Genomic DNA, 26,158 nt, shown 5'->3' on the forward strand with positions numbered 1-26,158 from the left:
CCCTTGTTATGTTTTATACAATAGATATTGTTTTATTGGATGACGCCTTTTGCTGGGTTCCCCTCGCAAAAGCCGTTGTACCTGTTCTCGCGATTTCTTTAATGCCATAAGGTTTTAATAACTCAATAAGCGCTTCAATTTTGTTAGATTCACCTGTCACCTGAACAACGATGCTGTCTCTGCTGACATCAACGACAGAGGCTCTAAACGGTTCTATGATTCCATTAATCTCTGTTCTTGTTGAAGGTGCGGAGACAACCTTGATTAAGGCCAGCTCCCTCTGGACAATCGATTGATTTGTGATGTCTGTGACTTTCAGCACATCAATCTGTTTGTTGAGCTGTTTCGTTAACTGTTCAACATCATTTTCACCTTCAACATGAACGACGAAGGTGATTCTGGAAACGCCGGCTGTTTCTGTGTGTCCAACTGTAATGCTTTCAATGTTGTAATGCCTTTTTGTGAATAGACCGGTGATCCGGTTTAACACCCCGGAGCGGTTCACCACAGTCAATGTGATAATTCTTTTCAAGGTTTCACCCCCACCATTTCATGCAGCCCTTTCCCCGGAGCCACCATCGGGAATACTTTTTCTTCGCTGGCAACCCGCACGTCAATGACAACAGGTTCTCTTGATGTTAATGCCTCTTCCAGCTTTTCCTTTGCTTCCGCTTCTGATGAAATTCTGATGCCTTTAATGCCGTATGCTTCGGACAATTTGACGAAGTCAGGCTGAGAAGCGAATTTAGATTCTGAATAACGTTCTTCATAGAAAATTTCCTGCCACTGTCTGACCATTCCGAGACAAGCGTTATTTAAAATCACTACCTTGACCGGAAGATTTAATTCGCGAATAACATCGAGTTCTTGAAGCGTCATTTGGAATCCGCCGTCTCCGACAACCGCGACAACAGTAGCATCTTTTTCGGCCAGCTGTGCGCCGATCGCCGCCGGAAGACCGAATCCCATCGTTCCAAGTCCGCCTGACGTGACCCATTTATCTGCTTTTTGGAACGGATAAAATTGCGCTGACCACATTTGATGCTGGCCTACATCCGTTGCGACAATGGCCTCTCCTTTTGTAAATTGATGAATATATTCAATCAATTTCTGAGGTTTAAAACCTTCTTCTTCATTATCTACATACCAGAGCGGATACTCTTCTTTCCATTCTGCGAGCTGTTTTTTCCATTCGCTTGAATCGCTTTGTTTGCCGTCTTGTTTGATCAGCTCCTGCAGGACAATTTTGCTGTCTCCGACTACAGGAATCTGTGTTTTCATGATTTTTCCGATTTCAGCTGGATCAATATCGATGTGGGCTATCTTTGCGTTTCTGGCAAAGTGTTTCAGGTTTCCTGTGACACGGTCATCAAAACGGGCGCCGATACTGATTAATAGATCACATTCATGAAGGGCCATATTGGCTGTATAAGTACCGTGCATTCCCGCCATCCCTAGGAAAAGCGGATGGTCAGCCGGGAAGCCTCCGAGCCCCAAAAGGGTGTGTGCCACAGGGATTTGCTGCTGTTCAGCATAATTTTTTAATTCTTCTGACGCTTTTCCGTGCAGTACGCCCGCACCCGCCAGGATCACCGGTTTTTTCGCACTGCTCACGGCTTCCACAAGCTTGCGGATCTGCAAATAATTCGGCTCTGTTGTCGGCTGGTATCCCGGGAGATTCATCTCATGATCGTAGCTGAATTCTCCTTCAATTGTTGCTACATCTTTCGGAATATCAATCAATACAGGTCCGGGTCTTCCAGTTGTTGCAATATGGAACGCTTCTTTAATGATGCGCGGCAGATCTTCCGGCTGGCGAACCTGGTAGCTGTGTTTTGTTACTGGCATCGTAATCCCTAAAATGTCTGCTTCCTGAAATGCATCGCTCCCGATTACAGAGGTTGCTACCTGCCCTGTAAAGACGACTAACGGCAATGAATCAATCATGGCATCAGCAAGGCCTGTAACAAGGTTTGTCGCTCCCGGCCCTGACGTGGCAATGACGACACCCGGTTTTCCGGAGACCCTTGCGTATCCCTCCGCTGCATGAATTGCTCCTTGTTCGTGACGGGGAAGGATATGTACCAACCCTGAATTGTATAGCTTATCGTAAATCGGAAGCACAGCCCCGCCCGGATAACCGAAGATCATTTCTACTTTCTCTTTTTTTAATGATTCAATCAGCATTAATGCTCCGCTCATCGTCTGTGTACATTCGGCAGATGCTGAATCCACCTGTACATTAGTCCCCATTTTAGTTCCTCCTTTTGGATTTTCATCCTTTAAAGATCATCTTTTCATTAGCTAGATAGCTGATTATTCAATAAAAAAAGCCCTTCCGCCCACAATCAGCCGCGCAGTAACTGCGATAGCTAAAAGGGGCGAAAAGGCTTTTCTTTCCGCGGTACCACCCTTGTTTACGGCCTGTTAATCGGCCGTCTCATGGATATTTCTATCCGCTTTAGTAACGAGTGAATCAAGTTCACCCGGCCAAGTCCTACTGTCATTTCAGACTGGCACTCTGAGGCGAGTTCACCTTGTAAAGCTTCGCCGGTTCTCAGCTAACCCGGTTCTCTGTGGAAAACTTTATCAAGGCTACTTATCCTCATCTGCGCTTTTCATATTCAGCCTTCGGAACGGCTTTCCAGCTGTTCAAGAAGGTCGTTTGTTTTTCATTTTTTTAGAATCATACTGCGATGATTTTCGCTTGTGAAGCTTGCATTTATCTTTTGTTGAACTCATATTACGCCGCTTTGGACGCAGTGTCAACAGCATTTTTTAAAATTATTAGACAATTTTGATTAATCAATCTATATTGTATACGCTTTCATTATTGGTACAAAAGGAATTGCAAATGTTAAAAGTTTTTATAATTTTTTTATTAATCTATCAAGAATACACCAGAATTATTTAATTTTATATAAACATGGAAGATTTTATAACACGATATGGTTCGTATATGGATTGAGTCTGACAGATCATCTTGCAATCCATTTCAATTTCGGATAGGCACTTCTCTTGTTCCCTCGGCATACATTAATGATATCTTGCAAAGAAAAGGTGATACGATGAATAAATCATTTGCAGACATGCAAGGATTTCCTGCGGGCTTTCCAAGCTTCCCCAACTTTCCGCAGCAGTACTATCCTGCTGTCCCTCCCTTTTACCAGCAAAGCCAGCAGCCATTTGGAGGCTACGGATACGGACAGCCGTTCAGTCAGGCATACAGCCCGTTAACCACTCCCTCTGGAATGTACTCCTCATTCCCATACGCTTCAGGATTTTACGGACAGCAATTTTCAGGTGCAGGCTTTAGCGGCCATGGCGGCAGCTTAAGTGCTCCAGCGATACATGCCGGCGGATTCAGCGGGGCGCCAGGCGTACACGGAGGCTTTAGATATTAAAGAATACCACAAGGGCCGAACATCTATTGCGGTCCTTTTATTGTTTTAAAACGACTTCACAAGTACAGTCACATTTTCTGTCTTTATATTTGGAAACAGGATGGAATATGATTAAGATGAATTGAACGATATTCTGCACAATCCGTAAGTTTTCGAGGAGGAATAAAATTGCATATAAAAATAGACGATTTAACTGGACGTCAGGTGGTTTCACTGGTGAATGAGCATTTACATAGCATGACGCTTATGTCCCCGCCAGAAAGCATTCATGCCTTAGGTCTAGAAAAACTAAGAGGGCCTGAAATAACATTTTGGAGCGCATGGGAAGGTGATGAACTAGCTGGCTGCGGAGCGCTAAAAGAACTGGACACCCGGCATGGAGAAATCAAATCAATGCGAACATCTGCATCACATTTAAGAAAAGGCGTTGCCAAACAAGTTCTCCAGCACATCATTGAAGAAGCCGAGAAGCGAGGCTATGAGCGGTTAAGCTTAGAAACGGGTTCAATGGCTTCATTTGAGCCGGCAAGAAAATTGTATGAAAGCTTCGGTTTCCAGTATTGTGAACCGTTTGCAGACTACGGTGAAGATCCAAACAGTGTGTTTATGACGAAGAAATTGTGAGACGGCTTTATAAGGATAGATAAGTGCAGGGGAAGGTCTGTCTTATCTATCTTTTTTTATATTCACACATTTTTCACCTTTATGATACACGCCAATGTTTTCAATTTTGTTTAATTCAAAGAACAGCGGGAATTACAAACGACATGAACGATATCATGCAAATTCATAAAGGAGGAGATTGATATGAAAAGCATAGTTGGTGTATATGAAACTCCGCAGGAAACCATCGCAGCGATTGAAGGCTTACTCACAAAAGGCTATGATTCTGATGACATTTCTGTTGTGACAAGCCGGCGAGATACAGATTATTTGGAGTCACGTACAGGAACAGAAGTCAATCAAGCTATCGATGCACATCAGGACGAATCTGAATCTTTTTTCGATAAACTGAAAGATTATTTCACAATGGATGATACTGCTACACACAGCAAAGCATTATCCGACTTGGATATTAAAACTGATGAAATAGACAAGTATCAAGAAGATTTGGATGACGGAAAACTTCTGGTAGCCGTCGATACAGATGCAGATGTAATTGCTCCTATTGATAACGGCAATGCCCTTTCAGGCGGCTTTTCAAGCACAAATGAATTGGATTATACAACGAAAGAAGAAAAAACGATGCCGCTCCGGGAAGAACAGCTGAAGGTCGATAAGGAAGACGTTCAAACCGGCGAAGTAGAAATAGGAAAAGAAGTGAAAACAGAAAAAAGAGATATGGACATTCCGGTGAGACATGATGAAATTTATGTCGAACGCCGTCCAGTGGATGAAAATAAAACGGACGCTGCTCCCGTCAACGATTCGGAAGAGATCAGAGTTCCAATCGTTGAGGAAAAGCTGGAAGTGACTAAAAAACCGGTTGTCACTGATGAAGTGGTTGTCGGCAAACGCACTGTTGAAGAAAATGAACATATTTCTGAAACTGTGAAAAAAGAAGAACCTCGTCTGAATAAAGAAGGAAAAGTTGACGGCTTGGATGATGATCCGTTAAATAACAAATGAAAATCATAGACCGACAACAAAAAACCTCAAATCCTAAATGGATTTGAGGTTTTTCTTTTGGTACGTCCCAGGAGAGATTCGAACTCCCGACCGACGGCTTAGAAGGCCGTTGCTCTATCCAGCTGAGCTACTGGGACACGTTTTGTTTTTTTGTTTTTCGCTTTAACTATCAGCGACAAGATTTATTATATATGGGATGCAATAATAAGTCAACGGTTTTTTAGAATTTTTTTCATGAGGAAGAAAATTTTCTTCCTCATGACATTTTCATAGTGTGACTCGATTTTGCAGATCCTCAATTTCATTGCCTGCTTGGTCGTAAAAACGGACTGTCGCAGCATCATTTTCTAATGTCAGTATAGCATAGCTTTCTGTCCTGCGCACCCTCGGAAGCCGGATGCTGCCTGGGTTAATCATCAGTTTTCCGCGCAGCACTTCGCTTCCCGCGATGTGCGAATGCCCGAAGCAGATAACATCCGCCCCGAGCTCCTCTGCACGATAGTATACGTTTAACAAGGTCTGTTTTATACCGTGAAGGTGGCCGTGTGTGACTAGTATTTTTCTTGAGCCGGCAGTCAGAAGAAGCTCGTCCTTAAAATCGCCGGCAAAATCGCAATTGCCTTTTACAACCGCATAAGGCTCCAATGCAGGATGCCTCGTCTCAAGCTCAGAGTCCCCGCAATGAATCATGAGATCAACTTCTGCCTCATGCCGTTTCGCAATGGTTTGGAGTTCTTCTTCAAGCCCATGGCTGTCACTGATAATCAGCACGTTCATGTACAAGCTTCCTCCTTATGCCTCCAAAAGCTTAGACAGCTTTTTAAGCGCGTCAGCCCTATGGCTGATTTTATTTTTTTCATCACTTGTCAGTTCAGCCATCGTCTTATCTTTATCTTTCACGATAAAAATTGGGTCATAGCCAAAGCCATATTCTCCTCTCGGTTCTTCAGCAATATACCCTTCAACATGGCCTTCGACTGTTTTTGTTTCCTCTCCGGGAATACTCACGGCCAGTGCGCAGCGGAAACGGGCGGTGCGCTGTTCTTTTTCGATACCTTTCAGCTCGCTGAGCACTTTTTCGATATTTGCCTGGTCGTCTTTCTGTTCCCCTGCATAGCGGGCTGAATAAACCCCGGGTCTGCCGCCAAGATTATCGATGGATAGTCCGGAGTCATCCGCAATCACCATTTTGTTCACTGCTTTGGCAACAGCTTCCGCTTTCATAATGGCATTTTCTTCAAATGTATGGCCTGTTTCTTCAATTTCTTCTGTGAATCCAATTTCAGCTAAAGATTTGACATCATAGCCTCTTGGCTCAAGAATTTCTTTGAATTCCTTCACTTTTCCCGGATTATGTGTCGCAATAATTGCTTCTTTCATGATGATCAAGCCTTTCTGTCTTTATTTCAGTTCTGGCAGAGAATCACCCAGCACTTCTTTTTGCTTGTCAATCAGCTCTTGGATTCCTTTTTCCGCAAGACCCAGAAGACCGTTCAGATCCTCTCTAGAAAAAGTCGCCTCTTCCCCGGTTCCCTGCAGTTCCACAAAACGGCCGCTGCCTGTCATGATGACATTCATGTCAACTTCAGCAGAGGAATCTTCTTCATAATTTAAATCTAACAAAATTCCCTGTTCCTTATCAATTCCAACAGAGATCGCAGCAAGAAAATCAGTGATCGGATTTGTCTTGATTGTTCCTGCTTTGATCATCTTGCCAATCGCAATCGCCATAGCAAGAAATGCGCCTGTAATGGAAGCTGTTCTAGTTCCTCCATCAGCTTGAATGACATCACAGTCAATCCAAATCGTCCGTTCACCGAGCTTTTCCAGATCTACAACAGCTCGAAGCGCGCGGCCGATCAGGCGTTGGATCTCCATTGTTCTGCCGGAAATTTTCCCCTTAGAAGATTCTCTGATTGTTCTTTGGTTTGTTGCCCGCGGCAGCATGCTGTACTCTGCTGTAATCCAGCCTTTCCCTCCGCCCCGCAAAAACGGCGGTACGCGGTCCTCAACAGACGCGTTGCAGATTACCTTAGTATTTCCCGATGTTATTAGAACAGAACCTTCCGGATGGCTAATAAAATCCAGATCGAATGTGATTGGACGCAGCTCATCGTGTTGTCTTCCGTCATGTCTCATGTTTTACCTCCGATTGTATGTACATAAACCATTTTTGTCCCGGAATTGAATAAAGAAAGAGGCAGCCGGAACGCTAACCTCTTTCTTTCTAGTATATCAAAAATCCCAATTTAAAAACTACCCGTATTCACTTGAGATGGTCTGGAGACCGGTTCTGTGAGCTTTTCGCCTTTTTCATTTACCAGCTCTGATTTTCCGTTCACTTTAACAGAGACGCTTTTTACATCCGGCTGCTCCGTTAACGTCAGCACAATGCTGTTCAGCACTTCTGAAGAAATCATTTTCGTCTTCTCATCGGCGCTGCCGAATATAGATTGATTGAAATCCAACGTCACGCGCCCGTCTTTGATTTTCGGTTTGCTGACCAGCTTTACATCTTCACTGAAGTCTGTTAACAGCCCGCTCACCTTGCTTGGCCCTTTAGCCAATTCATTGATGGCTGCCGTGATGTCGTCTTTTTCCGAATTGTCGATTCGTTTGGTCACCGGCACGTAGTATTCACTGTCTTCGTTTTCCGCCAAGTAGTAGACTGTCAGCGGATGGGTAGCAGTGAGATCATTTACACCGGCTGTTTCCAAATTAATGCCGTCTTTGCGGCTTAAATCATCTGAGATCGGCGTCCCTCCTACAGGCATCTCCTTCAGTTCATGCCCGTTTATTCTCAGCTTCACTTTATCTATCGAACTAAATTGCGTCAGTGTCCACGTCACAGATTGAACGATTTTCTGTTCGTCTTCTTTCTTATAATTTTTGAACTCATTAGAGAAATCAGCTATCGCGGTTCCATCTTTTTTGATGTCAACGTTAACGGTGGTGTCAGCCGGCAATACAGCTCTGAAGCCATTCGGAAGAATTTCAGACACAGGCCCGCCCTGTACGAGGTATTCAAGCGCCTGCTTAGCCGTGCTCTCACTTTTAGGGAGAGGCAGCGTTTGCGCAACAACATATCCGTTTTTATCAATGAGATAAAGCTCCCTCATAACAGTAGATGAGGCTTGATCCGCTTTTGCGGTATCGCTTTTTTCACTTTCTGTTTTTTTGGCTGCTGTTGTATTTGAATTGGCACCCGCTTCATCGTTCACGAATGTAACGTCTTGAGGCGGATCAATTTCCTCGGCTGCCTTATCAGATTGAAACAAACCGCATCCGGATAAAAGCAAGGCAGAGGTGAGACAAGTGGCACCAATGACTGCAGGTCCTTTTTTCAGCATACTTTTCCCTCCTAAGGATGTTTGTACTATTATGTATACGAGCCTCTTTAGGAAATAGACCGAAGAATTCCGGCAAAACAGAAAAAAACCCGCAACATACCGTTGCGGGGAAAACTATCTTTTAATCGGTTCTTGCAGTGAGATACATTCCACATGCCCGACTTCATGGCCAAACCAATCGTCTGCGATTTTTGCAAACTGATCACGCGCCCCTGTTGTCAGGAACTGATGATCCGGGGCAATCGGAGACTGGTTCAGCAGCCCTTTATAAGAGAGAATTGTGCTGACTTCCCGGGCTGTTTCATCGCCGGACGAAATAATGTTTACGTGCTCTCCCATATATCTTTGAATGGCTTCTTTTAAAATAGGGTAATGGGTGCAGCCTAAAATCAGCGAATCAATTGATGTGTCTTTTAACGGATACAGCGAGGTTTTAACAATCTCGTCTGCTGTTTTGTCGAGAAACTTCCCGCTTTCCACAAAAGGCACAAGCAGCGGGCAGGCAAGGTTTTCAACCTTCAAATCAGGGTTTAATGCCAAAAGCGCTTCTTCGTATGCATTGCTCTTAATCGTATTCTCTGTGCCGATGACACCGATATGCTGATTATCCGTCACTTTTATCGCTGCTCTCGCACCAGGCTGGATGACTCCGACCACCGGTATACCGACGCTGCGCTGGATGTCATCCAAAGCGATCGCTGTTGCTGTATTACAGGCGATCACGAGCATTTTGATGTGGTGGTTTTCGAGTAAATAATTCGTCAGCTCCCACGTATATTGAAGCACCTCTTCTTCAGGGCGCGGCCCGTAAGGACACCGTTTCGTATCCCCGACGTAGATAATATTTTCTTTAGGTAGCTGTCTCATGATTTCCTTCGCAACGGTTAAACCGCCAACCCCGGAATCAATGACTCCTATTGGTTGTTCCAACAAAATCGCCTCATTTTCTCTTCATTTCATGCTGCAGTTTCATCAAAGATTTTTCGAAGATGGCTATTTCTTCATCTGTAAACGATTCGAACATATCACGCAGATATTCCTGTCTTTTTGTAATGACCTCTTGGATAATCCGTTCTCCTTCAGGCAGCAGATGTATCCTGACAACACGTCTGTCCGCCGGGTCCTTGACCCGCTCAACAAGCTCATTTTTTTGCATGCGGTCGATTAAGTCCGTTGTCGTGCTGCATGCCAGATACATTTTGCCCGATAATTCACCGATTGTCATATCTCCTAATTCATAAAGCCATTGCAAGCCGACAAATTGCGGCGGCGTAATCGCATATTGGTTAAGGATTTCTCGTCCTTTTTGCTTAATGATCGCGGCAATGTGGCGGAGTGACTTTTCAATATCCGCAACATGCTCCAAAGGTTTTGATGTCATTTGTCCATCCCTCACTCAAGGATCTCTTACGCACAAAAGCGTTCCGTGTCTATTTTCCTTCTTTTTTGAAGAAAATGCAAGACTCGCAGGAGAGAAATAGAGGACTTTAGTCAAACAACATCAAGAAATAAAATTTAATTTATGACTTGCCTACGTTTTGCACAGCATTCCAAATATGGTTTCGAATGTTCCAAACAAACAGCAATAACCGGCTCCTTCCAAAAGAAGGAATACCGGCAAGGATTAAAGCTCTAGCTCACCCATTCTAAGAAGCTCAACAACGGCTTGCGAACGCCCTTTCACACCCAATTTCTGCATGGCATTTGATATGCATATCTATCGCAAACTAAAACAATAATAATCACTTGAATTTATAATGGAAATCGACTGTTCCATCCTCGTATATTACAAGTTTATCAATAAGCGCTGAAAATGCTTCGAATAAATCCTGATCAGTTCTTTCCAGCTGCGCGAATGCATTCTTTATATTTGATATGTCGATTGTTTCTTCTTCCTCACGCTCAAGCATGAACAGCTTATCGTTCAGTTTTTCAATTTGTTCTTCAAGCTCTTTTCGCTTCGCCTGGAATTCCGCCTTAGTGATCAACTGATCTTCCAAGTACAATTCGATTAGACGTTTTTTCTTGTTTTCTGCGTTTTCAATTTCTATTTTCGTTCGCTTGATCCGGTTTTTCTTCTGCTCTTCAAAATCAGATTTTACATCCAGTTTTAACTTCTTGCCCTTTTGTTTCAGTGTTTTAATAACAAAAGCCCGCAAGTCCTTATATTGCATCGGAGCATGGTTTACACAAAGAGCAGTTCCACCTCGTCTGTAGGCGCTACACTTCAAATAATTAAACTCTTTCTTCTCACGTTTCTGATTGTATTTGTACGACGGCAGCACAACCATATTGCAACCGCACACACCACATTTCATCATTCCTCTTAGCTCATTCCGAGGGTTAAAACGCTTTTTACGCATCTTGTGTTCTTTGTTATTAGCTTTCTCATACTCTTCTTCTGATATGATCTTAGGACACCAGTCTTTGTAAACAGTCCATTTTTCTTTTGGGTTGCGGATAAATTTTTTCCGTCCCCCTATTTTGACTTGAGTATGTCTATTGGCAATAAACACGCCACAATAAATAGGATTCTTTAAAATCGTTTGTACTGTAGACAGCTGCCAAAACTCAGTCTTTTGAGGCTTTACAATGTTTCCAAGTGCCAATTCTTCGTTAAGCTTGAGAACGATCCTTTTATGTCCATATCCATGATTATTATGAAGATCGAAAATAAAACGTACGACTTTTGCTTCTTCTTCATTGATAGCTAGGAATTTACCTTCTTTCTTAAATCCAAAAGGTACACGGCCGGAATGTTCACCACGGCGGGCTTTTGCTGCTAGTGCCCCACTGGCTGCCACTGAAATTGTTTGAGGGTATTGGGCTGCAAACATTGAAAACATTTCAAATTTCATTGAGTTTTTGCCTTCATATAGGCTATCGTAGCCCTCTTCAAGCGTCACAACTCTTACACCGTGAGCCAATAAAACCTCTCGAATTTCAAGGGCATCTTTAAGATCACGTGCAAGCCGGCTGATTGATTTAAAAACAACCATCTTCAGCTTTCTTTTTTGCGCCTTATCTAAAATGAGTTGCATTGCTTTTCGATCAAGCAGCACTGTCCCGCTTATCCCATCATCTAATTGGATTGCTTCATCTTTCCATTCGTAATTATTTTTCTCAATCCAATGATGACAAATATCAATTTGGTTGGCTATTGATGTCACCTGTTCATCTTTTTCTGAGGAAACCCGTGCGTAAACTGCATAAGGGTAATCTTCATATTTGATGATCTCCTGTGTTTCTGTCTCTTTGAAGAACACTAAACCACCCCATTATTTTGCATTTGGTACATTTTAGTGTGATTATAGCATAATGATTACGAACCTCCTATACTTTTCCGGTTGATTTTCGAACATTTGTTCTTGTATAATTTGTTCAAGGAGTTGATCAGAATGAACGAGGGTATTTACGATAAGAGATGGGAACAAAAATTTATTTTGCCTGAGCAAAGGACAGCGCTATTAAATAGGAAGAAACAAGTCCAAAAAATTGAAAAACCCATCCTAGATGAATACCAACTGGAAGAAATGGCCCGTGTTATTTGCGAGGCGATGGAATTCAACTCGGTTCTGGTCATCAGTGTATACAGAGACGGTTTTATTGAAGTAGTCACAGGACATGTTCATTACATAGATGAAGTGAAACAGAGGCTGCACGTGAAGGATTTAAAAGGAGACACAAATTTTATTGGATTTGATTCGCTGTTATCTATTAACACGTGTGAGAAATAAAATTGATCAAATAAAGCAACTGCTTTTTTAGTGCAAAACCGACAGCATTTTTTGAAACAATAATACACTGCATAAACGAAACAATTTTCCTCTCGATTTTGAAACATTTTTTGCGCATTCTTATTGACGCATTTTTTATTACGTAGTAATATGTACTTAACAGAGCTCACACGCCTCTTATTCTCCGGAATAATGCGAACCCCAGTGAGACTTTTTTTTATTTAAAGGTGGTAAAAAATGGAACTAAAGGCACCTAAAGTTTTTAAAACTCATGAAGAACAGCTGGAAATACTAAAAGAACGCGGATTATATATTGAAGATGCGGATGAAGCCTTACTTATATTAAAAAGAATTAATTATTATAGACTAACTGGCTATATGCTATTTATGAAAAAAAACGATGAGTTTTATCCAGGAAGTTCTTTTGGTCAAGCTGTCCGCATGTATGAGTTTGATGAAAAACTTAGACGCATATTGTTGGGAGTAGTTGAATACATAGAAGTTTCTTTTAGAGCAAAGTTAGCTTATTATTTTTCAGAAACTCACGAACCTTTAGGTTATCAGAATTCCGAAAATTTTGAGTTTGAAGAAGCCCACCAAGAATTTATGAGTTATCTCAAAGATAAAATAACTAAGAGTCGCGAACTTTTTGTGATGCACCATAAAAAGCAATATGGTAGTCAACTGCCTTTATGGGTTGCTGTAGAATTATTTACAATGGGTATGCTTTCTAAATTCTATAAAAATATGAAAACAGAGGATCAAAAAGTAATAGCTAAGAATGTATTTGGAATTAACCCTGGTGTCTTGAGTCAAAATCTTCAATCAATAACGATATTAAGGAACACTTGCGCGCACTATTCAAGAGTTTACAATAAGAAATTTTCAGCCGGTGGAGTGAAATTACCATCAAAGATAAAAAATAGTTTAAACAAAGATAAATTAGCTGCATTTTTTTATATCTTCAAAAATATGTTGCCGGAAATTGAATGGAGACGATTTTTTAATGCTTTCAATGTTTTAGTGGATGAATATGATGATGTAGTTAAATATGAACATATGGGCTTTTATGACGGCTGGCAAGATCATATAAACTAACCCCCTTATTTTTTAAGGGGGTTAGTTGTATTTATTTTAGAAGTTGTTCAAGTTTTGTTTTCGTTTTCGGTCCGTAAATGCCATCAGAATTTAAACCATTCATCAGCTGGAACCGTCTTACTGCATCAGCTGTTTTTGGTCCGTAATAGCTATCGATACCAAAGTTTTTGGCTTTCTTATCCGGATAGAAATGCAATGCCGCCAACGCTGTTTGAATCTGTTCAACGGCAGCGCTGTGCATTAATGGGCTTTTCACTTTAAAAATGCCTGAAGGCAGATTGAAAGATGATTTCTTTTTGCTTGAGCTTGGTTTTTTCACTGCCTTGGACGAAGTTGTTTTCTTGCTGGATGATTTGCCGCCAAGTGCTTTTAATTCAGCATCAATAGCCGCTTTAACCTCATTCCAGCGTCCCTCGTCTAAAATACGGTGAGGGCAATACTTTCCGCTCCAATCTTGGTGCTTCCGCACTCGATCAATACCCCATCCGCGTTCTTTAAGCAACTGAGCAACAAACTTGATAGCCAACTTTTCAGCAGCCCTGTATTTAGGCCCTCCTGACTTGCTGTAGCAGATTTCAACACCGATAGACTTACGGTTCCCAGTGCCGTTTGTGCCGTCTCCTGTGTGCCATGCATTGCGATCTGTTGGGATGCCCTGCCTTACCTCTTTGTCATCAACGGCAAAGTGAAAGCTCGTTGAACTGGTGTTTCCAATCATGTAGCTGACCTCATTAGCAGCTGATGCATCATTGTACGTGTTGTGGATGGTGATGTATTCAGCGTCCATGTGATTAGGGCATTTTAAAGCGTATTTTGCTTCCGATACAAGGTTCTTTTTCACTGCGATTGTCATAAATGATCTCTCCTATTCTGTTTTTGAATTAGAAAGAGCCGCCAGCTGGCAGCTCACTTGGTTAGATTGTGATTTTTCAGGACAGCTTTTTGCTGATGGCCTTTTGCAGTCACATAGTTGTTTTTGAACCATGCTGTAAATGTCGTGCCAATAGTAAAGGCTATAGAGCCCGCAGTGTACAGCGCATCCGCAAGCTGATTCACCTGATCCTCCGTAATATCCAAAGGTGATTTGCCAAGCATCAGCATTGTTTGGTTGATAAGTGCAATCAAAAGAAGCACCGTCCGAATGACCGTGCCTTTGTCAAAGTTTTTCATATTGTGTTTTCCTCCTTATTTTTGCAAAACAGTATAAAAAATAGCGATTGCGCCGCCAATAACGCCAGTGCATATCGCTGTAATGATAGCGCCAGTTATTGTGCGTTTGATCCAAGTTGTATTCTCTTCGATCTTGTTGAGTTTTTCGTTTAATGTCATGATTTGCTGGTCTTGTCTATCAGAAACGCGTTCAAGAACATTTACACGCTGTTCAATCGTTTTCTGGCCTGCCTTCATTTCCATTATCTCTTTTTGTAATGCATGCACATCTGGTACCTCCGTCACTTCTGACATTAGTACGCCCCCCTTATATCTATTTCACGTTTTTCACCTCCTTAGAGGCAAAATAAAAAAGCCTTATTGACTGGCTCCTGTCGTTTCCTCGTATGGTTGACCTGTTACTTCTTGGTATTGGTCATGTGTAATGTATTGTGCCTGAACACCTTCTTTCAAGTCATCAACGGAACAATCGTTAAATGCCATAGCCTGCTTTACCATGGCTGTTGTGGCCCATTTGTAGAACAACGCAAATACCCAGAAATTAAGATTCACTTGTCATTCCTCCCTTTAAATAGAGAACATCTAATTTTAAAGATGCAACTTGCTCACCTAAAGATTGATTCAAATTTTCTGCTTCTTTTCTTGCTAGCACTTCCGCAGTCAATTGTACGCCTAAAGCATTTTGAGCCAGCTCAGCCTGTTTTCTTGCCAGTTTTTCGTCTGCCAGCTGTTGCCCAAGTGTAGCCAGCTGTTCTGCTATAGGATTGGTTTCAGGAATACTGCCTTGTTTCAGCTGCTCTTTGTATTCTTCATCAGCAGTTTCAACCCATGTTTGTTTTTCCTCATCGAATAAAGGCCGCCACATACCCTCTCCATTTATTTCTGGAGGAATATCAGTAGCATTCGCCGGGATAACATATCTTCCCGACTCTCTATCGGGGTGTAACTCAACCGGCCTTCCTAAATAGATTTTATCCTCACCATATGGGTATATTAATTTCATACTTCTCCCTCCTTTCTTTAGGTTAGAGGAACAGCTAAATCAATATAATATCCATTCACATTTGACTCAGTCTTAGCCATTACACCTGTTAATTTCATATCACCAGTTGCATATATAATAATCTTGCTGTAACCAGTTGTGCCGCTAGTTGCAACCAGTTTGACAACTCCTTTACTTGGGGCACTAGAAGACGGGATACTAGCAAAAACTATTTCTCTTTCAGTAAGTACGTGACCATTGAGGTGCAGAGTGTTCCCAACTTTTCGATACTGTAGTGGTCTATCGCCTGAAGTTGCTCCGTTTTTGTAAGGAACATTTAACCACGGAGTATCTATAAAATCTAAGTCTGTAACAACCTCTCGCCACCCAGTGAATTCTCCCTCTTTATGCTTTGTTCCAATCCATGTACGGTTATCATAGGATCTTGTTGCTACAATTTTTTTTAACCCTTGAGGTGGAGCAAGGTCAGCTGGAACATCTGTAATATCGTAATAGTACCAGGCAGCATCATCGTCCCCTGGATGATTCAGAACACCTGCCCCAAAATAAAAGCCAGTCGGATAATCAAAAAGGTTTTGTCCTTTAGTTATTTTTATTCGTTGACCTGTTTGGGTTGTCAGTGGATAGAGTTGTCCATTATTCCACTTGTTCTTATCTTCTTTCGTTACATGAATGTCTGTTTTATTTTCATGTGTATTGACCTTTGCTTGGGCTCCTGCGGAATATTCAATCTCCATCCAAGGTGTCCAGTTTTCTGATCCACTCACCTTATTTCTTATGAATTTCCGCCGATTATCAGGTATTGAGGTTGTTGCACTGGTATATGCTGTGAATTCCTGATATGGATAAGTGCCGTAGTTGTAAACCAATAAATAACCATTGCTATTCACAGGGGCATTCAGTGCCGTTGAAGCTGAAGTCATATAATAAAACCCTGTTTCAATAACAGTATTGAAATCCACGCCTGACAAGTTTTTCATCAAACCATTGTCTTGTGTTAATTTTGATAACTGAGCCGCATTCCACTTGGTTCGCTCTGCATCAGAAATATGACGAATCTGGTTATAGTTATGTGCGTCAAACTCCGTTTTGGTTGCCTGTTTGTCATTGGTAACATTACCGAGCCCGACTTGATCTTTTGTCACCCCATGAGGGTTGCTTTTATCATTAATGTGTTGATCAGTATACGTTTTTGCATTTTTTTCGGCTGTATCAGCTTTGTTTTGCGCCCCTGTAGTCGTTTCCTTCGCATTCCAATTTGAACGCTCTGTGGCCGTGATATGGCGTGTGGAATCTGTATTGTGTGCGTTGAATTCTGTTTTAGTTGCTTGCTGCACGTTGTCTACGTTTCCTAAACCTACTTGGGCCTTTGTGACTTGGTTGGGGTTATCCCTACGCGCAGCAAATTCATCTGTATAAGCTTTTGCTGTTTTTAAAGCAATGGAAACGTCATCCTGCGTTGCTCCGATCTCTTGCAATTCCTTTAGTGCATGATAGGCCGTATACTGATACCAGTTGAACCAATCCGCAGGGGGATGATCCATTGGTTTGTATCCTTCATCAATGGAGGACTGCGGGGGCCGCTGCCCGGCGTTCCCCCATTCAGGCAATTCTTTTGTAAAAGGCATAAACATCACTCCTTAAATCGGTAAAGGGTAATCATCTTCAGGCTGAAAGATTCCGCCGAGTGTTCCCCCATCTGTCCCGTCTGTTGAAAATCCATATTGACTTGTTTCTATAGAGTTAGCAGAGGACGAAAAACGAAAGGTGCCGTTTAAATCTACATAAGCCACCCGTACGCCTGCAGCAACTGTTTTTTGAACGATATTCGAAAACTGTGTTGCACTCATTCCAACTTTGCTCAAAGCCTCAATGGGTGCCTTTTTTACGATAATGGCAGCCGGTTCATCTTCATTATTTTCCTTGCTGCTGACAATGTGTATTTCACTTGGCTTGCAGTTCAGTGTTTTGGCTAAAGCTTCAATGATCCGGTTTGTGGTGCCATCTGAAACATTTCTGGCAACCTTGCCGCGAATAAGCACACGGTAAATTTCATCAGTGGCACGGCCCCTATCCTGCGACACGTTGTCACCAAGTAGATCCAGAGCCTTTCCTTTTGCCGCATCAATATCCCGCCAGTTCTCAGCTGTGGTTAGCGCGCTTTTAAGTGCTGTCAGCTGTTCATCGACAATTAAAAAAAGCTTTCCGATATTGCTCTTTTCATCTTTCAAAAAGGCATCGGTCAGCTTTCCTATTAAGTCTTTAATCATATGTGATTCACCACGATTTCATCAAAATGTACCTGGGCAACCTCTTTAGGTTCAATTTCAATGTTTGACTGTGAAAGGTTTGTCGCATCTTTTCCCATCCTGATTGTTACATCAGAGACACCATCTACTTGATATACCGCGTTGAACAACTGCGACAATATAACATCATCGCCCATTTGTGAGCCGGTATAGTAAGAGCCGTTTGCATCAATTCCCCCGATTTTATAAACGAGGTTGTTTTTGATCTGACTTACTCCATCAATAGGGAAGGAAGCATTTGTTTTTAAATCCAGCTGCAGATATATTTTGACTTCCCTTGCAAAATCAAATTTGACGGCATGGTCAAGTCCGCTGGCGTCAGTTATGGTGACAACTTGCTCCCCGACCGTTTCAATTCCTGCAGCAACACTGTCAAACAGTGCTTGCGCAACATCATCTTTTGTACCGCCCAGAACATAAGCATGAATGCTTTTTGGTGGGTTGCCGTCCGCATCGGTCTGCATGGTATTGTTGGCAACAATATTCGCCGATCTGACGCCTGACACGCTTAGCAGGGCTGAAATAATACCTCCGTTTGTAGATGCTGAACTGCCCTCAACTGATTTCTTTATTCGTGCCCGGAATTCCGAATCTGTTTCCTCGTCGGCACCGCCTGCCGATGGTTCCGGATTTGTAACTGAATACACGCCCTCTGAGGGCTCTGCCTGCACGGTAATGGTATTTGCCGCAACATTGTTTATAACGCCCTTAGAAAGCGAGACAGCCGTCCCTGAGCCTGTCCCATTAGCCTCAATTACAACATCTTCAATCAATTCAAAATAGATGCCTGATTCCGTAGTAAACTGAGTTTGTTCTTCAATTACGATGCCGGGTTCTCCAGTAAAGGACAGAGTCACAACTGACTCCGCAGCTGGCTCCCGCGTGATACCCGAGTTGCTGCCAAGACGATCGAGCTGCACGCCCTCAGACTTACTGACAAAGCCGCTGTTATAAACCCTTTCTGCAATATCCCACAAGCCGGCCAGAAACCAAGCAAAGATACGAATAATAATTCCTAATGGCGTTTTACTGGATGTGTTTACATCCTCCCCGAATTGTTCCCGAGCCCGGTCCTCCATACTATCAACAAGCTCGGAATAGGTTTGCCGTTGAAAGCCCGTTTCATCAAGCAAGATCAACACCCCCTATCTCAATTGTTTCTTCATCCTCTTTTGTCATTTTCACATGCACTGCAAGACTGCGAGACTCTTTATCCATTAAGAAGTTCACCGATTCCACACTGGCAATACGCTTTTCTTGAGAAATGGCATTTATAATGTCATATTGCGCCTCTTCTTGATCAAACTGCTTTCTTAAAATGTTGCTGCGATCAAGGCCGACATGTTCATCAAGCTCAAACTCTCCTAAACTTGTTCTAAGGATCATTTCTACTGATTGAGCCAGCTCAGCATCACCCTCAACCATTTGTAACTCACCATTTTCAAAACAAAGATCCCCGTCTTTAAGCTTGAGAGTTTTCATCCTTCCCACACTCCTATGACAACTGGATCGTTTATACTGTGTGTGCGCCTCGAATCCGGATCAAAGGTTTTATTGCCGTCCAGGTTATCCAGTGAACGTTCAGCAAACGAAACAAACACGCAGGACCCTACTTTAATATCAGCTTCGACGTGTTTCAAAACAGGCGCATGCTCGATTAAAGGGTATTCATGTAGATACTCACCATCATTGGTTTGAAACAGCAATTTCAGATCGGCAGTGTGTTTCTCAGCATTGTAATTTACAACCCGTGCTGGCGCCGTTGTATGGATTGATTGTTTTATCCGCTGTTCGAATCCGTCAAAGAACTTTGTCGCTTTACTCATTAAATCACCCTACATTCTGTGAAAAAGTCTTTACCGTCAAAGGAATGAGAGCCATCTTTCACACGATATTTTCCTTTCGCTGTCTTGCTGTTTATTTCTATGATTGAAGCAACTGCGATACGATGCTGCAATAGGCACTTCACCTTATACCCTTTGAGATCATCTTCCTCAAATTGTTCAGGCGTTTCCACAAGTCCTGTTGCCTCTTCGAGCTTGAAACGTTCGTCATCCCCTTGACTGAGTGGCCGAATAACAGGACGGCCGCGCCGATAATACATGACTGCCCCAGCATCATGAATGACCTCTTCAAGATTGTTTTCAATCAATCCGGTGACACGATAGCCTTTTTTATAAACTTTATTTTTAGGCAGAATGATATTTTTCACTTTTATACCGAGCACACGCAGAAGCTTATCGACAATTTGCCTTGAGGTTGTGCCAGCCTTGAACGTGATTTTCATGTATCTCTTACGGTATCTGACCTCTGTCCGAGTGCCATAATTTCGGACCGTTTTATATGTCCGGCCGTTCTTATCTTTTTTTACAGTCACCACTGGTTTTGCGAGCTTGTACCGCTTTTTCACATAGTATTTTTCAGCAGGATCAGCGTTTTCAGTGGTTACTTTCATATGGGTGTAATCATCGCCATCTTTTGAATAGATGGCCGTTACCTTATTCAAACCGTCCCAATTATTCAGCACCTTGGTAACTTTACCGATAGTTAAAACACCGTAATCGTCTTTATAACCAGCTTGAACAGTGATAGTGCTGCCTTTTTTAATTTTGCTGATTGAATCTTTGCTCAGGTTGTATATTTCAACCTTTGTTTCATTCGGTTTAAAGTCATCATCAAACGGGACCTCAAAATGAATCTCTAAGTCTTTATAATCGAAAGTGGTTTGTGAACTGCCGTTATCTATCGTGACCTTAACGACGCGCCCAAACAGCATTTTATTCGTCGCCATCGTCTTCTCCCTCCGCATCGTCCGAGACATCATCAATATAAAGAAACACGGTTTGCATAAAATTCTCGTATGTAACCCGTGTTTCTGTATTCGATTCATCCATAGGGATAAGGGAAGGCGCAGGCAGTTTCTCGTTTACAATGTCTTCCCACAAAGGGACGTTCAAAATCAATTTTTCGCCCAGCACGATTGGTTCCATGTCTTGATCATATAAATCAAGTGAAAAACTATCGTCTGTTTGGTTGTAATTGATACGCAAAATGAACGTGTCATCTGCTAAATCAAATTCAAACTGCTGTGGTATGTCCTCTTTGTCAAAAGGAATGTAATCTCTTGATGCCATGCCTTTCCCTCCTTCATCTAATCCTCATTTTGACCCCTATCGGAATTCTTCGGTCCGGCCAGGGATTCAACCGACGCAAAGCATTTACTGTGGTGCCGTATTTACGAGCGCAGCCCCAATAAGTGTCACCCTTCTTGACCTTGTGGTATAACTTGCCGGATTTTTTTGTTTTCTTCTTGCTGGCTTTCTTCTTTTTCCCGGCTGTTTTCACTTTCTTTTTGACCCACGGGCTTTTTGCAATACGGATTTCTTGCAACTCAATTGAAATAGCAAAACCGTTTGTGTAATCGCCTGTGTCGCGATCTATCTTTGTGATGATCACATTTTTAGCAACCTTACGCCCGGTATAAGTCAAAAGAGTGCCGGCATAAGCCTGCTTTTTCAGATATTCATAATCACTATTTGCTGTTTTGCCTAATAAATAGCCAGAGACTGTTGTCGTCTCTGGCTTTCTTTGTACATGGTCCGTGATCGGAACCCCTTTTTCAACGGGATATGAAGTGACCTCCACATCCGCGCCATCAGATTCCTTTTCGTTTACGAGATTAATCTTTCCGAGCTTCGCCAATTAATAAGCCCCCTCTGGTGGATAAAGCGACTTCAGCATGTCGAAAACTTCGTCAAATGTTTCAGTTACAGCCTTTTTCACCTTTGTTTCTGCCCCTTCACTGCCGCCCTCAACTTTTACGTTGATCGACGGGTTAAAAGTGATATTGACAGATGAACTGTTTGAGCTTGTAGCAGTCTTTTCTGGTGTGTAACCAGTATCCGCGCCAAGCTCCCGACCGAGTGCAGCATACATTCCGAGTGATTGGTTTCTGTATCGTGGCTCAGTTGTGATGACATACTCCCTAAAGCCGTTTTCACCAAGCGCAGCGACTTGTGGGCTGTTAATGACTCCACCTGTCGCATAACCTCTATACGGCCCACCATGAGCCATAGAAACGAGCCCAGGGTGTTTTAAAATACCGCCGTATCTGCTGTTCAAATAGTTGATAGCAGCAAGGATCTGGTCAACTGGATTTTTAATATTTCCGTGCCCCGGTTCCTTGTGAGCGTTGAATGTGCTTGGAATGAACTGCATAAGCCCTTGTGATGGATGGCCAGCTTTCGCATTCGAATCCCAATTGTTCACGACATTAGGATTCCCGCCTGATTCTTTCATAGCAATGGTTTCAAGTGCGCCAGCATATTCAGAGCCAAGGCCCTTGATTGATAGCGCTTGAGCTACCCACTTTTTGACGGCTTTTGAGCCGCCACCTGAAAAGCTTTCAGCGTAACTGGACATCTTGCCTTTAACAAAACCAACGGCCTTATCTTTGACAAAGTTAAAAGCCCCTTTTGCGATATCACCGAACGAGCCAGCCATAGAAGGTGCAGAGACACCCATTTTTTCTAAGACTTTTGTTAAAAGCTTAGATGGGTGCCCGATGTAATCAAAAACATCAAGAGCAACATCTTTCACTTTGCCGGCAACGGATTTTACACCATTCCATGCTTTTGTGAATATATTTCCTTCTGTGCCTTTTGCGTAAGCCGGAACTCCCGCTAAAGCAGCTCTTGTCTGTCTTGCAGACAACACCTCAGTGCCTTTCGGGAGGTTCATCAGTGTATCTGTTGCAGGGCTGAGTCCTACGTGTCCCGAAGGTGTCCGATACATTTCAGGGCCAGCGTTTGCCCCTTTACCGTCTCCCAGTATCGCTGGGCCTCCCGGATGGCCGCCGGTTCCGTGCGCATATTTAGGCACTTCCCATTTAGGGATATGCTTATCTTTCAAACCGATCTTATCAAGGACCCAGTTCACTCCGCCGATTACACCATTTACGCCTTTTCCGAGTGCTCCGGCAAGTTTGTTCGCTAAGCTAGTCACACCAGACACAGCCTTATGAGCCATGTTCTTAATTCCATCGCCGATCTTACCCGGAAGTTTCTTGGCCCCTTCGACTAAATCATTGAAACGATCCATAACTTTTTGACGTAAATCAAGCGCCAATAACGCGACTTTATTTTTTATATAAAGCCATCTATCAGTGATTGCTGAACCCATATTGCTTACAAGCTTTTTCACCATGCCGACAGCACTAGAAAAAATTTGCTTCACTCCGTCCCACATCATGCGGAAATTCCCAGTGAATAAGCCTTTGAAAACCTTCACTATTCCCATAATAATGCCGATTGCACCCTGTATAATCGCAATGATATTTTTAAGTGCAACTTGAATTATTGAGAGCACAACCGGGAATACAGCAGTCACGATATTTAGGATGAAACGGATCGCCGGAATGACCACAGTTGTGATGATATTCGCCAGAAATTGCAAAAGAGAAACAACAATCGGAAGTACCGCTTGTATGATTTGCATGATCTGCGGGAATACCTGCTGCACAACTTGAATCAAAATAGGAAGTGCCGCTTGCGCCAATTGTAAAATGATTGTTGCCGCTACAGTAAGCAATTGAGCCACGATTGGAAGAACAGCCATGATGACCTGTTTAATAATCGGGAACACTTGCTGCACCGCTGATAAAATTAACGGCAGCACTTGAACCGCAATTTGTCCGATGGATGAACCTAAAAGCTGAATCAATTGCAAAACAATCGGAAGAGCTTGTTGTACAATGCTCAGGATCAATGGGAACGCAAGCTGAATCATCTGGACCAAAATCGGTAGGGCATTTTGCACAATTGAAACAAGGATTCCTGAGAAACTGCCTATCAATTGAATAATGATTGGCAGCACCGCATTAATTACGCTTAGAATAACCGGAAAAATCGTCTGGAAGCCTTGAACAAGTAACGGCAGGATGCTGCTTGCTATTTGCAAGACACTTGTCCATAAAGTACCCGACAACTGCATCCAAGCTGAAAGCAATTGCTGAATCAGTGGCATGATTTGCGGACCGATTGTCTGGAACGTTTGCGAGATAGCTGCAGCAAACAAAACAAGCGTGCCACCTATTTGAACGAAAGCCTGCTGAAGTTGTCCGGCCAGCTGTTGAAACTGTGGTGTCAATTGCGTGACCAATTGCCCGAAAGACTGTTGAAGTGTGTTGATGATTGGCTGCAATGCCTGAAAAACAGTCGTTAGAACAGATTGTACCGATGTCCATGCTGTCTTTAAGGCCTGGCTTACATTTTGGTTTGTTTGTTGCATGCGATATAAGGCACCAGCAACACTCAAAATAGCACCAACAGCCACACCGATTGGCCCTGACACTCCAAGGAATGCAAGTCCGATCGCCGCGACAAACGGAGCAACCAGAGAAACCATTCCTTTAAAACTGGAAAGACCGACTTTCAACTGCTCCATGAACCCTTTTACAATGCCGTTTAGACCGTCTGACAGTCCTTTACCGAAGAAGTCCGAGACTGTCTTTCCGGCATTATGAATGAAGCCTGACACGGTTTTCACAGCCGTTTTATAGGCCGACTCAATTCCAGCCACTAACTGTGGATGCGATTCACCGAGACGATCCCATAATTTCAAGGATTCAGCCTGCATTTTATGAATGGCTGTGATCGCCACGTTTTGTGCGTCCTTGAATCCTTTCATGAATGCAGGCTTCAGACCCTCCGCTTCTTTGATCATTGTATGGAATGCACCGACAACCGCCGATTTCCCCATGTTAGCAAAGCGTTTCATCGCGTCTGTAGCTGGCTTGAATCTTTCCTGAAGCTTATCGAAATTCTTGTACAGCAAATAAATGCCGGTTACAAGAAGAACGATGGCCCCCGCAACGACATACACCGTGCCCGACATAGCAGCCAGCCCGGTTACAACTGGCCCAATGAACATCCACAAACTGCTGAGAGCTCCAAGGAACCCATTAACTAACCCTACCCCTATCGCTAGTGGCGATAAAAGTAGGGTTAAAACAGGGATGAGAAGCATAAATCCTTGGATCATTTTCGAAAGTACAGGGTGCGCCTCATTAAACTGAATGATCAGCTTCGCAACGGCCGTAATGCCCTTGTATATCGCCATCGCAAACGCCGCAAACACTTCAATTGCTGGCTGAATGGCTTTCAGTAGTGTACTGCACATCTCTTCCCATGCCTTTGAATAGCCGGGAACTGTTTGTGTTGCTGCTTTATGAAGCCCTTGGAACATGAAAAAGTTTGTAAAAGCCGCGCCCAGTGCCACCATTTGAAAACGCATATAACCCTGAGTGATCATCATTGTCATATCGTTAAGCTCTTTCATGTTGGCAGTAGGCCCGAGCATTTTCAAAGCCAAATGCGCAGCAGTACCCTGCTTTGCCATGTTCTCAAGCGTATTCGATACGGCAAGCCCCGCTTTATTGACTTGATATAACGGGTTTCCCATTCGGTCATAATTGGCCGCGATCTTCTCAGATTGAGTAGACCGGGCCATTAGTGTTCCGACGGTCTGCAGCATGCTCATGCGCATCATTTTGTTGTTTTTCATCATGTTGTCTGTGACTTGCTTGTGAGCACGTCCCAGCCTGTACACTTCATCCATAAATTGCTGATTGGTGCCAGACCAGCTGTCCATCTGGTTCCCTAACTGAAAGAAACCATACTGAGCCCGGATCATTTCATTCCGGAAACCCGACATATTATGGTGTTCGTTATACCATGCTTGCCGCATTTCATTCAGCATACGGATTGTGTCTTCTTCCAGCCCTTGAGTTGAACCGCGTAAAAAGTTCATTTCACGGTTATACTGCCGAATTCCCCGGTAGTCCGGGGCCGGAACAGCTACCGCCGCCACGTTATTCTGAACGCTTTGCGTGTTCTGCTGCGTAACGTTTGCTGCGGGTGTACCGATACGGCTCATATCGACGTTATTCAAATTCTGCCTGAGTTGATCAATGGATTCATTGGCGTTTGTTATCGACGTTTGATCAACATTGATATTGACCTCAGACGGAAGGCTTTGAATAAGTCTGCTTGTCTCTTGTACCTGGGTATTCAACTGGCTCAAACGGGATGTAACTAAGTCGATTTGAGGTCCTAGCCGTTCTATTGTTTGGCTGGCAGTTTGCAACGATGAGTTGTCCAAGATCATACTCATATGGATGTCTCTAAAATTCCGCTGTTGTCTTTGAACCTGAGCCATCCGTGTACGCATCTGTGAAAAACTGCCGCCAGCATCGCCGACATGGTCAACGAGTCTATCTATTTGCTGATTTGCTCTTTCTAGAGGGGAGGTATCAACGTTCAATTCAACGTCAATATGCGTACTTCTCAATGCGTCTGACAACGTTCATACCCCCTCATTTCTTCTTGTTCCTCTTGTTTTCTTGCTCAATATGGATGTCGAGGGCTGCGTTTGCTTCCAGCAGCGTGTCGAGATCCAT

Annotated in this window: 28 protein-coding genes, 1 tRNA gene, 1 pseudogene and 1 other annotated feature; of the genes and pseudogenes, 5 read left to right on the forward strand and 25 right to left on the reverse strand. The window is 43.1% G+C overall.

All coding sequences use genetic code 11. The features are described from left to right. Window positions 1–13: 13 nt before the first annotated feature. Both ilvN and ilvB read right to left on the reverse strand, forming a co-directional pair. Complete coding sequence (gene ilvN / locus MHB62_RS14195; RefSeq protein WP_004399096.1) at window positions 14–532, reverse strand: acetolactate synthase small subunit; 519 nt, start codon at window positions 530–532, stop codon at window positions 14–16. Then, window positions 529–2,253: an acetolactate synthase large subunit gene (gene ilvB / locus MHB62_RS14200; protein ID WP_004398643.1), complete on the reverse strand. Its 1,725-nt coding sequence runs from the start codon at window positions 2,251–2,253 to the stop codon at window positions 529–531. The genes ilvN and ilvB overlap by 4 nt, the downstream gene beginning before the upstream one ends. Before the next feature lie 121 nt (window positions 2,254–2,374). After that, window positions 2,375–2,621 (reverse strand) — a binding site (T-box leader). A 447-nt stretch (window positions 2,622–3,068) separates the two neighbouring features. On the opposite strand from ilvB, the gene cotQ reads away from it, so the two are divergent. From cotQ to MHB62_RS14215, 3 genes are all read left to right on the forward strand, one after another. Further along, complete coding sequence (cotQ, locus tag MHB62_RS14205; protein ID WP_004398743.1) at window positions 3,069–3,404, forward strand: inner spore coat protein CotQ; 336 nt, start codon at window positions 3,069–3,071, stop codon at window positions 3,402–3,404. Window positions 3,405–3,572: 168 nt separating this feature from the next. Then, window positions 3,573–4,028 (forward strand): GNAT family N-acetyltransferase, encoded by a 456-nt coding sequence (locus tag MHB62_RS14210; RefSeq protein ID WP_004399128.1) that lies wholly within the window; start codon window positions 3,573–3,575, stop codon window positions 4,026–4,028. A gap of 183 nt (window positions 4,029–4,211) precedes the next feature. Continuing rightward, window positions 4,212–5,033, forward strand: a complete 822-nt coding sequence (locus MHB62_RS14215) for a YsnF/AvaK domain-containing protein (protein ID WP_003229586.1) — start codon at window positions 4,212–4,214, stop codon at window positions 5,031–5,033. Between the two features lie 63 nt (window positions 5,034–5,096). Here the strand turns inward: MHB62_RS14215 and MHB62_RS14220 are convergent. From MHB62_RS14220 to MHB62_RS14260, 9 genes and pseudogenes are all read right to left on the reverse strand, one after another. Further along, window positions 5,097–5,170, reverse strand: a tRNA-Arg gene (locus MHB62_RS14220). A gap of 130 nt (window positions 5,171–5,300) precedes the next feature. Continuing rightward, window positions 5,301–5,810: a metallophosphoesterase gene (locus MHB62_RS14225; RefSeq protein ID WP_003229585.1), complete on the reverse strand. Its 510-nt coding sequence runs from the start codon at window positions 5,808–5,810 to the stop codon at window positions 5,301–5,303. A gap of 15 nt (window positions 5,811–5,825) precedes the next feature. After that, the gene (locus tag MHB62_RS14230; RefSeq protein ID WP_010886588.1) at window positions 5,826–6,422 is read right to left on the reverse strand and encodes an XTP/dITP diphosphatase; all 597 of its coding nucleotides are present in this window, start codon (window positions 6,420–6,422) and stop codon (window positions 5,826–5,828) included. 12 nt (window positions 6,423–6,434) lie between these two features. Then, window positions 6,435–7,172 carry a ribonuclease PH gene (gene rph / locus MHB62_RS14235; RefSeq protein WP_019712911.1) on the reverse strand — a complete coding sequence of 246 codons (738 nt, stop codon included), beginning with the start codon at window positions 7,170–7,172 and terminating at the stop codon, window positions 6,435–6,437. Window positions 7,173–7,282: 110 nt separating this feature from the next. After that, window positions 7,283–8,383: a spore germination protein GerM gene (gerM, locus tag MHB62_RS14240; protein ID WP_003229578.1), complete on the reverse strand. Its 1,101-nt coding sequence runs from the start codon at window positions 8,381–8,383 to the stop codon at window positions 7,283–7,285. Window positions 8,384–8,497: 114 nt separating this feature from the next. Then, window positions 8,498–9,316, reverse strand: a complete 819-nt coding sequence (gene racE, locus MHB62_RS14245; protein ID WP_010886589.1) for a glutamate racemase — start codon at window positions 9,314–9,316, stop codon at window positions 8,498–8,500. A gap of 7 nt (window positions 9,317–9,323) precedes the next feature. Further along, on the reverse strand, window positions 9,324–9,764 hold the full coding sequence (locus MHB62_RS14250; RefSeq protein WP_003229573.1) for a MarR family winged helix-turn-helix transcriptional regulator: 441 nt from the start codon (window positions 9,762–9,764) through the stop codon (window positions 9,324–9,326). Window positions 9,765–10,007: 243 nt separating this feature from the next. Beyond that, window positions 10,008–10,094 (reverse strand): annotated as a pseudogene (gene gerE / locus MHB62_RS14255) (spore germination transcription factor GerE); the annotation flags it as partial. A 31-nt stretch (window positions 10,095–10,125) separates the two neighbouring features. After that, entirely contained in the window at window positions 10,126–11,649 is a 1,524-nt protein-coding gene (locus tag MHB62_RS14260) for a recombinase family protein (protein WP_064670963.1), read from the reverse strand. A gap of 132 nt (window positions 11,650–11,781) precedes the next feature. Between MHB62_RS14260 and MHB62_RS14265 the strand changes: the two genes are divergently transcribed. Together MHB62_RS14265 and MHB62_RS14270 are read left to right on the forward strand one after the other, a co-directional pair. Next, the gene (locus tag MHB62_RS14265; protein WP_208555898.1) at window positions 11,782–12,120 is read left to right on the forward strand and encodes a YolD-like family protein; all 339 of its coding nucleotides are present in this window, start codon (window positions 11,782–11,784) and stop codon (window positions 12,118–12,120) included. Window positions 12,121–12,357: 237 nt separating this feature from the next. Next, window positions 12,358–13,218 (forward strand): Abi family protein, encoded by an 861-nt coding sequence (locus MHB62_RS14270; protein WP_208555899.1) that lies wholly within the window; start codon window positions 12,358–12,360, stop codon window positions 13,216–13,218. A 31-nt stretch (window positions 13,219–13,249) separates the two neighbouring features. Here the strand turns inward: MHB62_RS14270 and MHB62_RS14275 are convergent, their stop codons facing one another. The 14 genes from MHB62_RS14275 to MHB62_RS14340 all read right to left on the reverse strand — a co-directional run bounded on the left by MHB62_RS14275 (window position 13,250) and on the right by MHB62_RS14340 (window position 26,061). Next, window positions 13,250–14,071 (reverse strand): N-acetylmuramoyl-L-alanine amidase, encoded by an 822-nt coding sequence (locus MHB62_RS14275; protein ID WP_163136173.1) that lies wholly within the window; start codon window positions 14,069–14,071, stop codon window positions 13,250–13,252. Between the two features lie 53 nt (window positions 14,072–14,124). Beyond that, window positions 14,125–14,388, reverse strand: a complete 264-nt coding sequence (locus MHB62_RS14280) for a phage holin (RefSeq protein ID WP_041345414.1) — start codon at window positions 14,386–14,388, stop codon at window positions 14,125–14,127. Between the two features lie 15 nt (window positions 14,389–14,403). Beyond that, a complete protein-coding gene (locus MHB62_RS14285) occupies window positions 14,404–14,631 on the reverse strand; it encodes a hemolysin XhlA family protein (protein WP_372553816.1) in 228 nt (75 codons plus the stop codon). Between the two features lie 114 nt (window positions 14,632–14,745). After that, window positions 14,746–14,940 carry an XkdX family protein gene (locus MHB62_RS14290; RefSeq protein ID WP_095252433.1) on the reverse strand — a complete coding sequence of 65 codons (195 nt, stop codon included), beginning with the start codon at window positions 14,938–14,940 and terminating at the stop codon, window positions 14,746–14,748. Further along, a complete protein-coding gene (locus MHB62_RS14295) occupies window positions 14,930–15,391 on the reverse strand; it encodes an XkdW family protein (RefSeq protein ID WP_160245712.1) in 462 nt (153 codons plus the stop codon). The genes MHB62_RS14290 and MHB62_RS14295 overlap by 11 nt, the downstream gene beginning before the upstream one ends. Window positions 15,392–15,408: 17 nt before the next feature. After that, a complete protein-coding gene (locus MHB62_RS14300; protein WP_252188062.1) occupies window positions 15,409–17,019 on the reverse strand; it encodes a pyocin knob domain-containing protein in 1,611 nt (536 codons plus the stop codon). Between the two features lie 12 nt (window positions 17,020–17,031). Next, complete coding sequence (locus MHB62_RS14305) at window positions 17,032–17,661, reverse strand: hypothetical protein (protein WP_015715405.1); 630 nt, start codon at window positions 17,659–17,661, stop codon at window positions 17,032–17,034. Further along, window positions 17,658–18,842 (reverse strand): baseplate J/gp47 family protein, encoded by a 1,185-nt coding sequence (locus MHB62_RS14310; protein ID WP_225722074.1) that lies wholly within the window; start codon window positions 18,840–18,842, stop codon window positions 17,658–17,660. The genes MHB62_RS14305 and MHB62_RS14310 overlap by 4 nt, the downstream gene beginning before the upstream one ends. After that, complete coding sequence (locus MHB62_RS14315) at window positions 18,826–19,182, reverse strand: DUF2634 domain-containing protein (protein WP_208555900.1); 357 nt, start codon at window positions 19,180–19,182, stop codon at window positions 18,826–18,828. Before MHB62_RS14315 ends, MHB62_RS14310 begins: the two co-directional genes overlap by 17 nt. Next, window positions 19,179–19,526, reverse strand: coding sequence for a Gp138 family membrane-puncturing spike protein (locus MHB62_RS14320; RefSeq protein WP_041339442.1), 348 nt, complete (start codon window positions 19,524–19,526; stop codon window positions 19,179–19,181). The genes MHB62_RS14315 and MHB62_RS14320 overlap by 4 nt, the downstream gene beginning before the upstream one ends. Beyond that, window positions 19,526–20,491, reverse strand: a complete 966-nt coding sequence (locus MHB62_RS14325) for a phage protein (protein WP_017696622.1) — start codon at window positions 20,489–20,491, stop codon at window positions 19,526–19,528. Before MHB62_RS14325 ends, MHB62_RS14320 begins: the two co-directional genes overlap by 1 nt. Next, on the reverse strand, window positions 20,478–20,834 hold the full coding sequence (locus MHB62_RS14330; RefSeq protein WP_032722280.1) for a phage baseplate plug protein: 357 nt from the start codon (window positions 20,832–20,834) through the stop codon (window positions 20,478–20,480). The genes MHB62_RS14325 and MHB62_RS14330 overlap by 14 nt, the downstream gene beginning before the upstream one ends. Before the next feature lie 13 nt (window positions 20,835–20,847). Then, window positions 20,848–21,402 carry a LysM domain-containing protein gene (locus MHB62_RS14335; protein WP_032722281.1) on the reverse strand — a complete coding sequence of 185 codons (555 nt, stop codon included), beginning with the start codon at window positions 21,400–21,402 and terminating at the stop codon, window positions 20,848–20,850. Further along, window positions 21,403–26,061: a transglycosylase SLT domain-containing protein gene (locus MHB62_RS14340; protein ID WP_208555901.1), complete on the reverse strand. Its 4,659-nt coding sequence runs from the start codon at window positions 26,059–26,061 to the stop codon at window positions 21,403–21,405. Between the last annotated feature and the right edge of the window lie 97 nt (window positions 26,062–26,158).

It is taken from the genome of Bacillus sp. FSL K6-0255, assembly GCF_045040725.1.
GTDB classification, from domain to species: domain Bacteria; phylum Bacillota; class Bacilli; order Bacillales; family Bacillaceae; genus Bacillus; species Bacillus subtilis.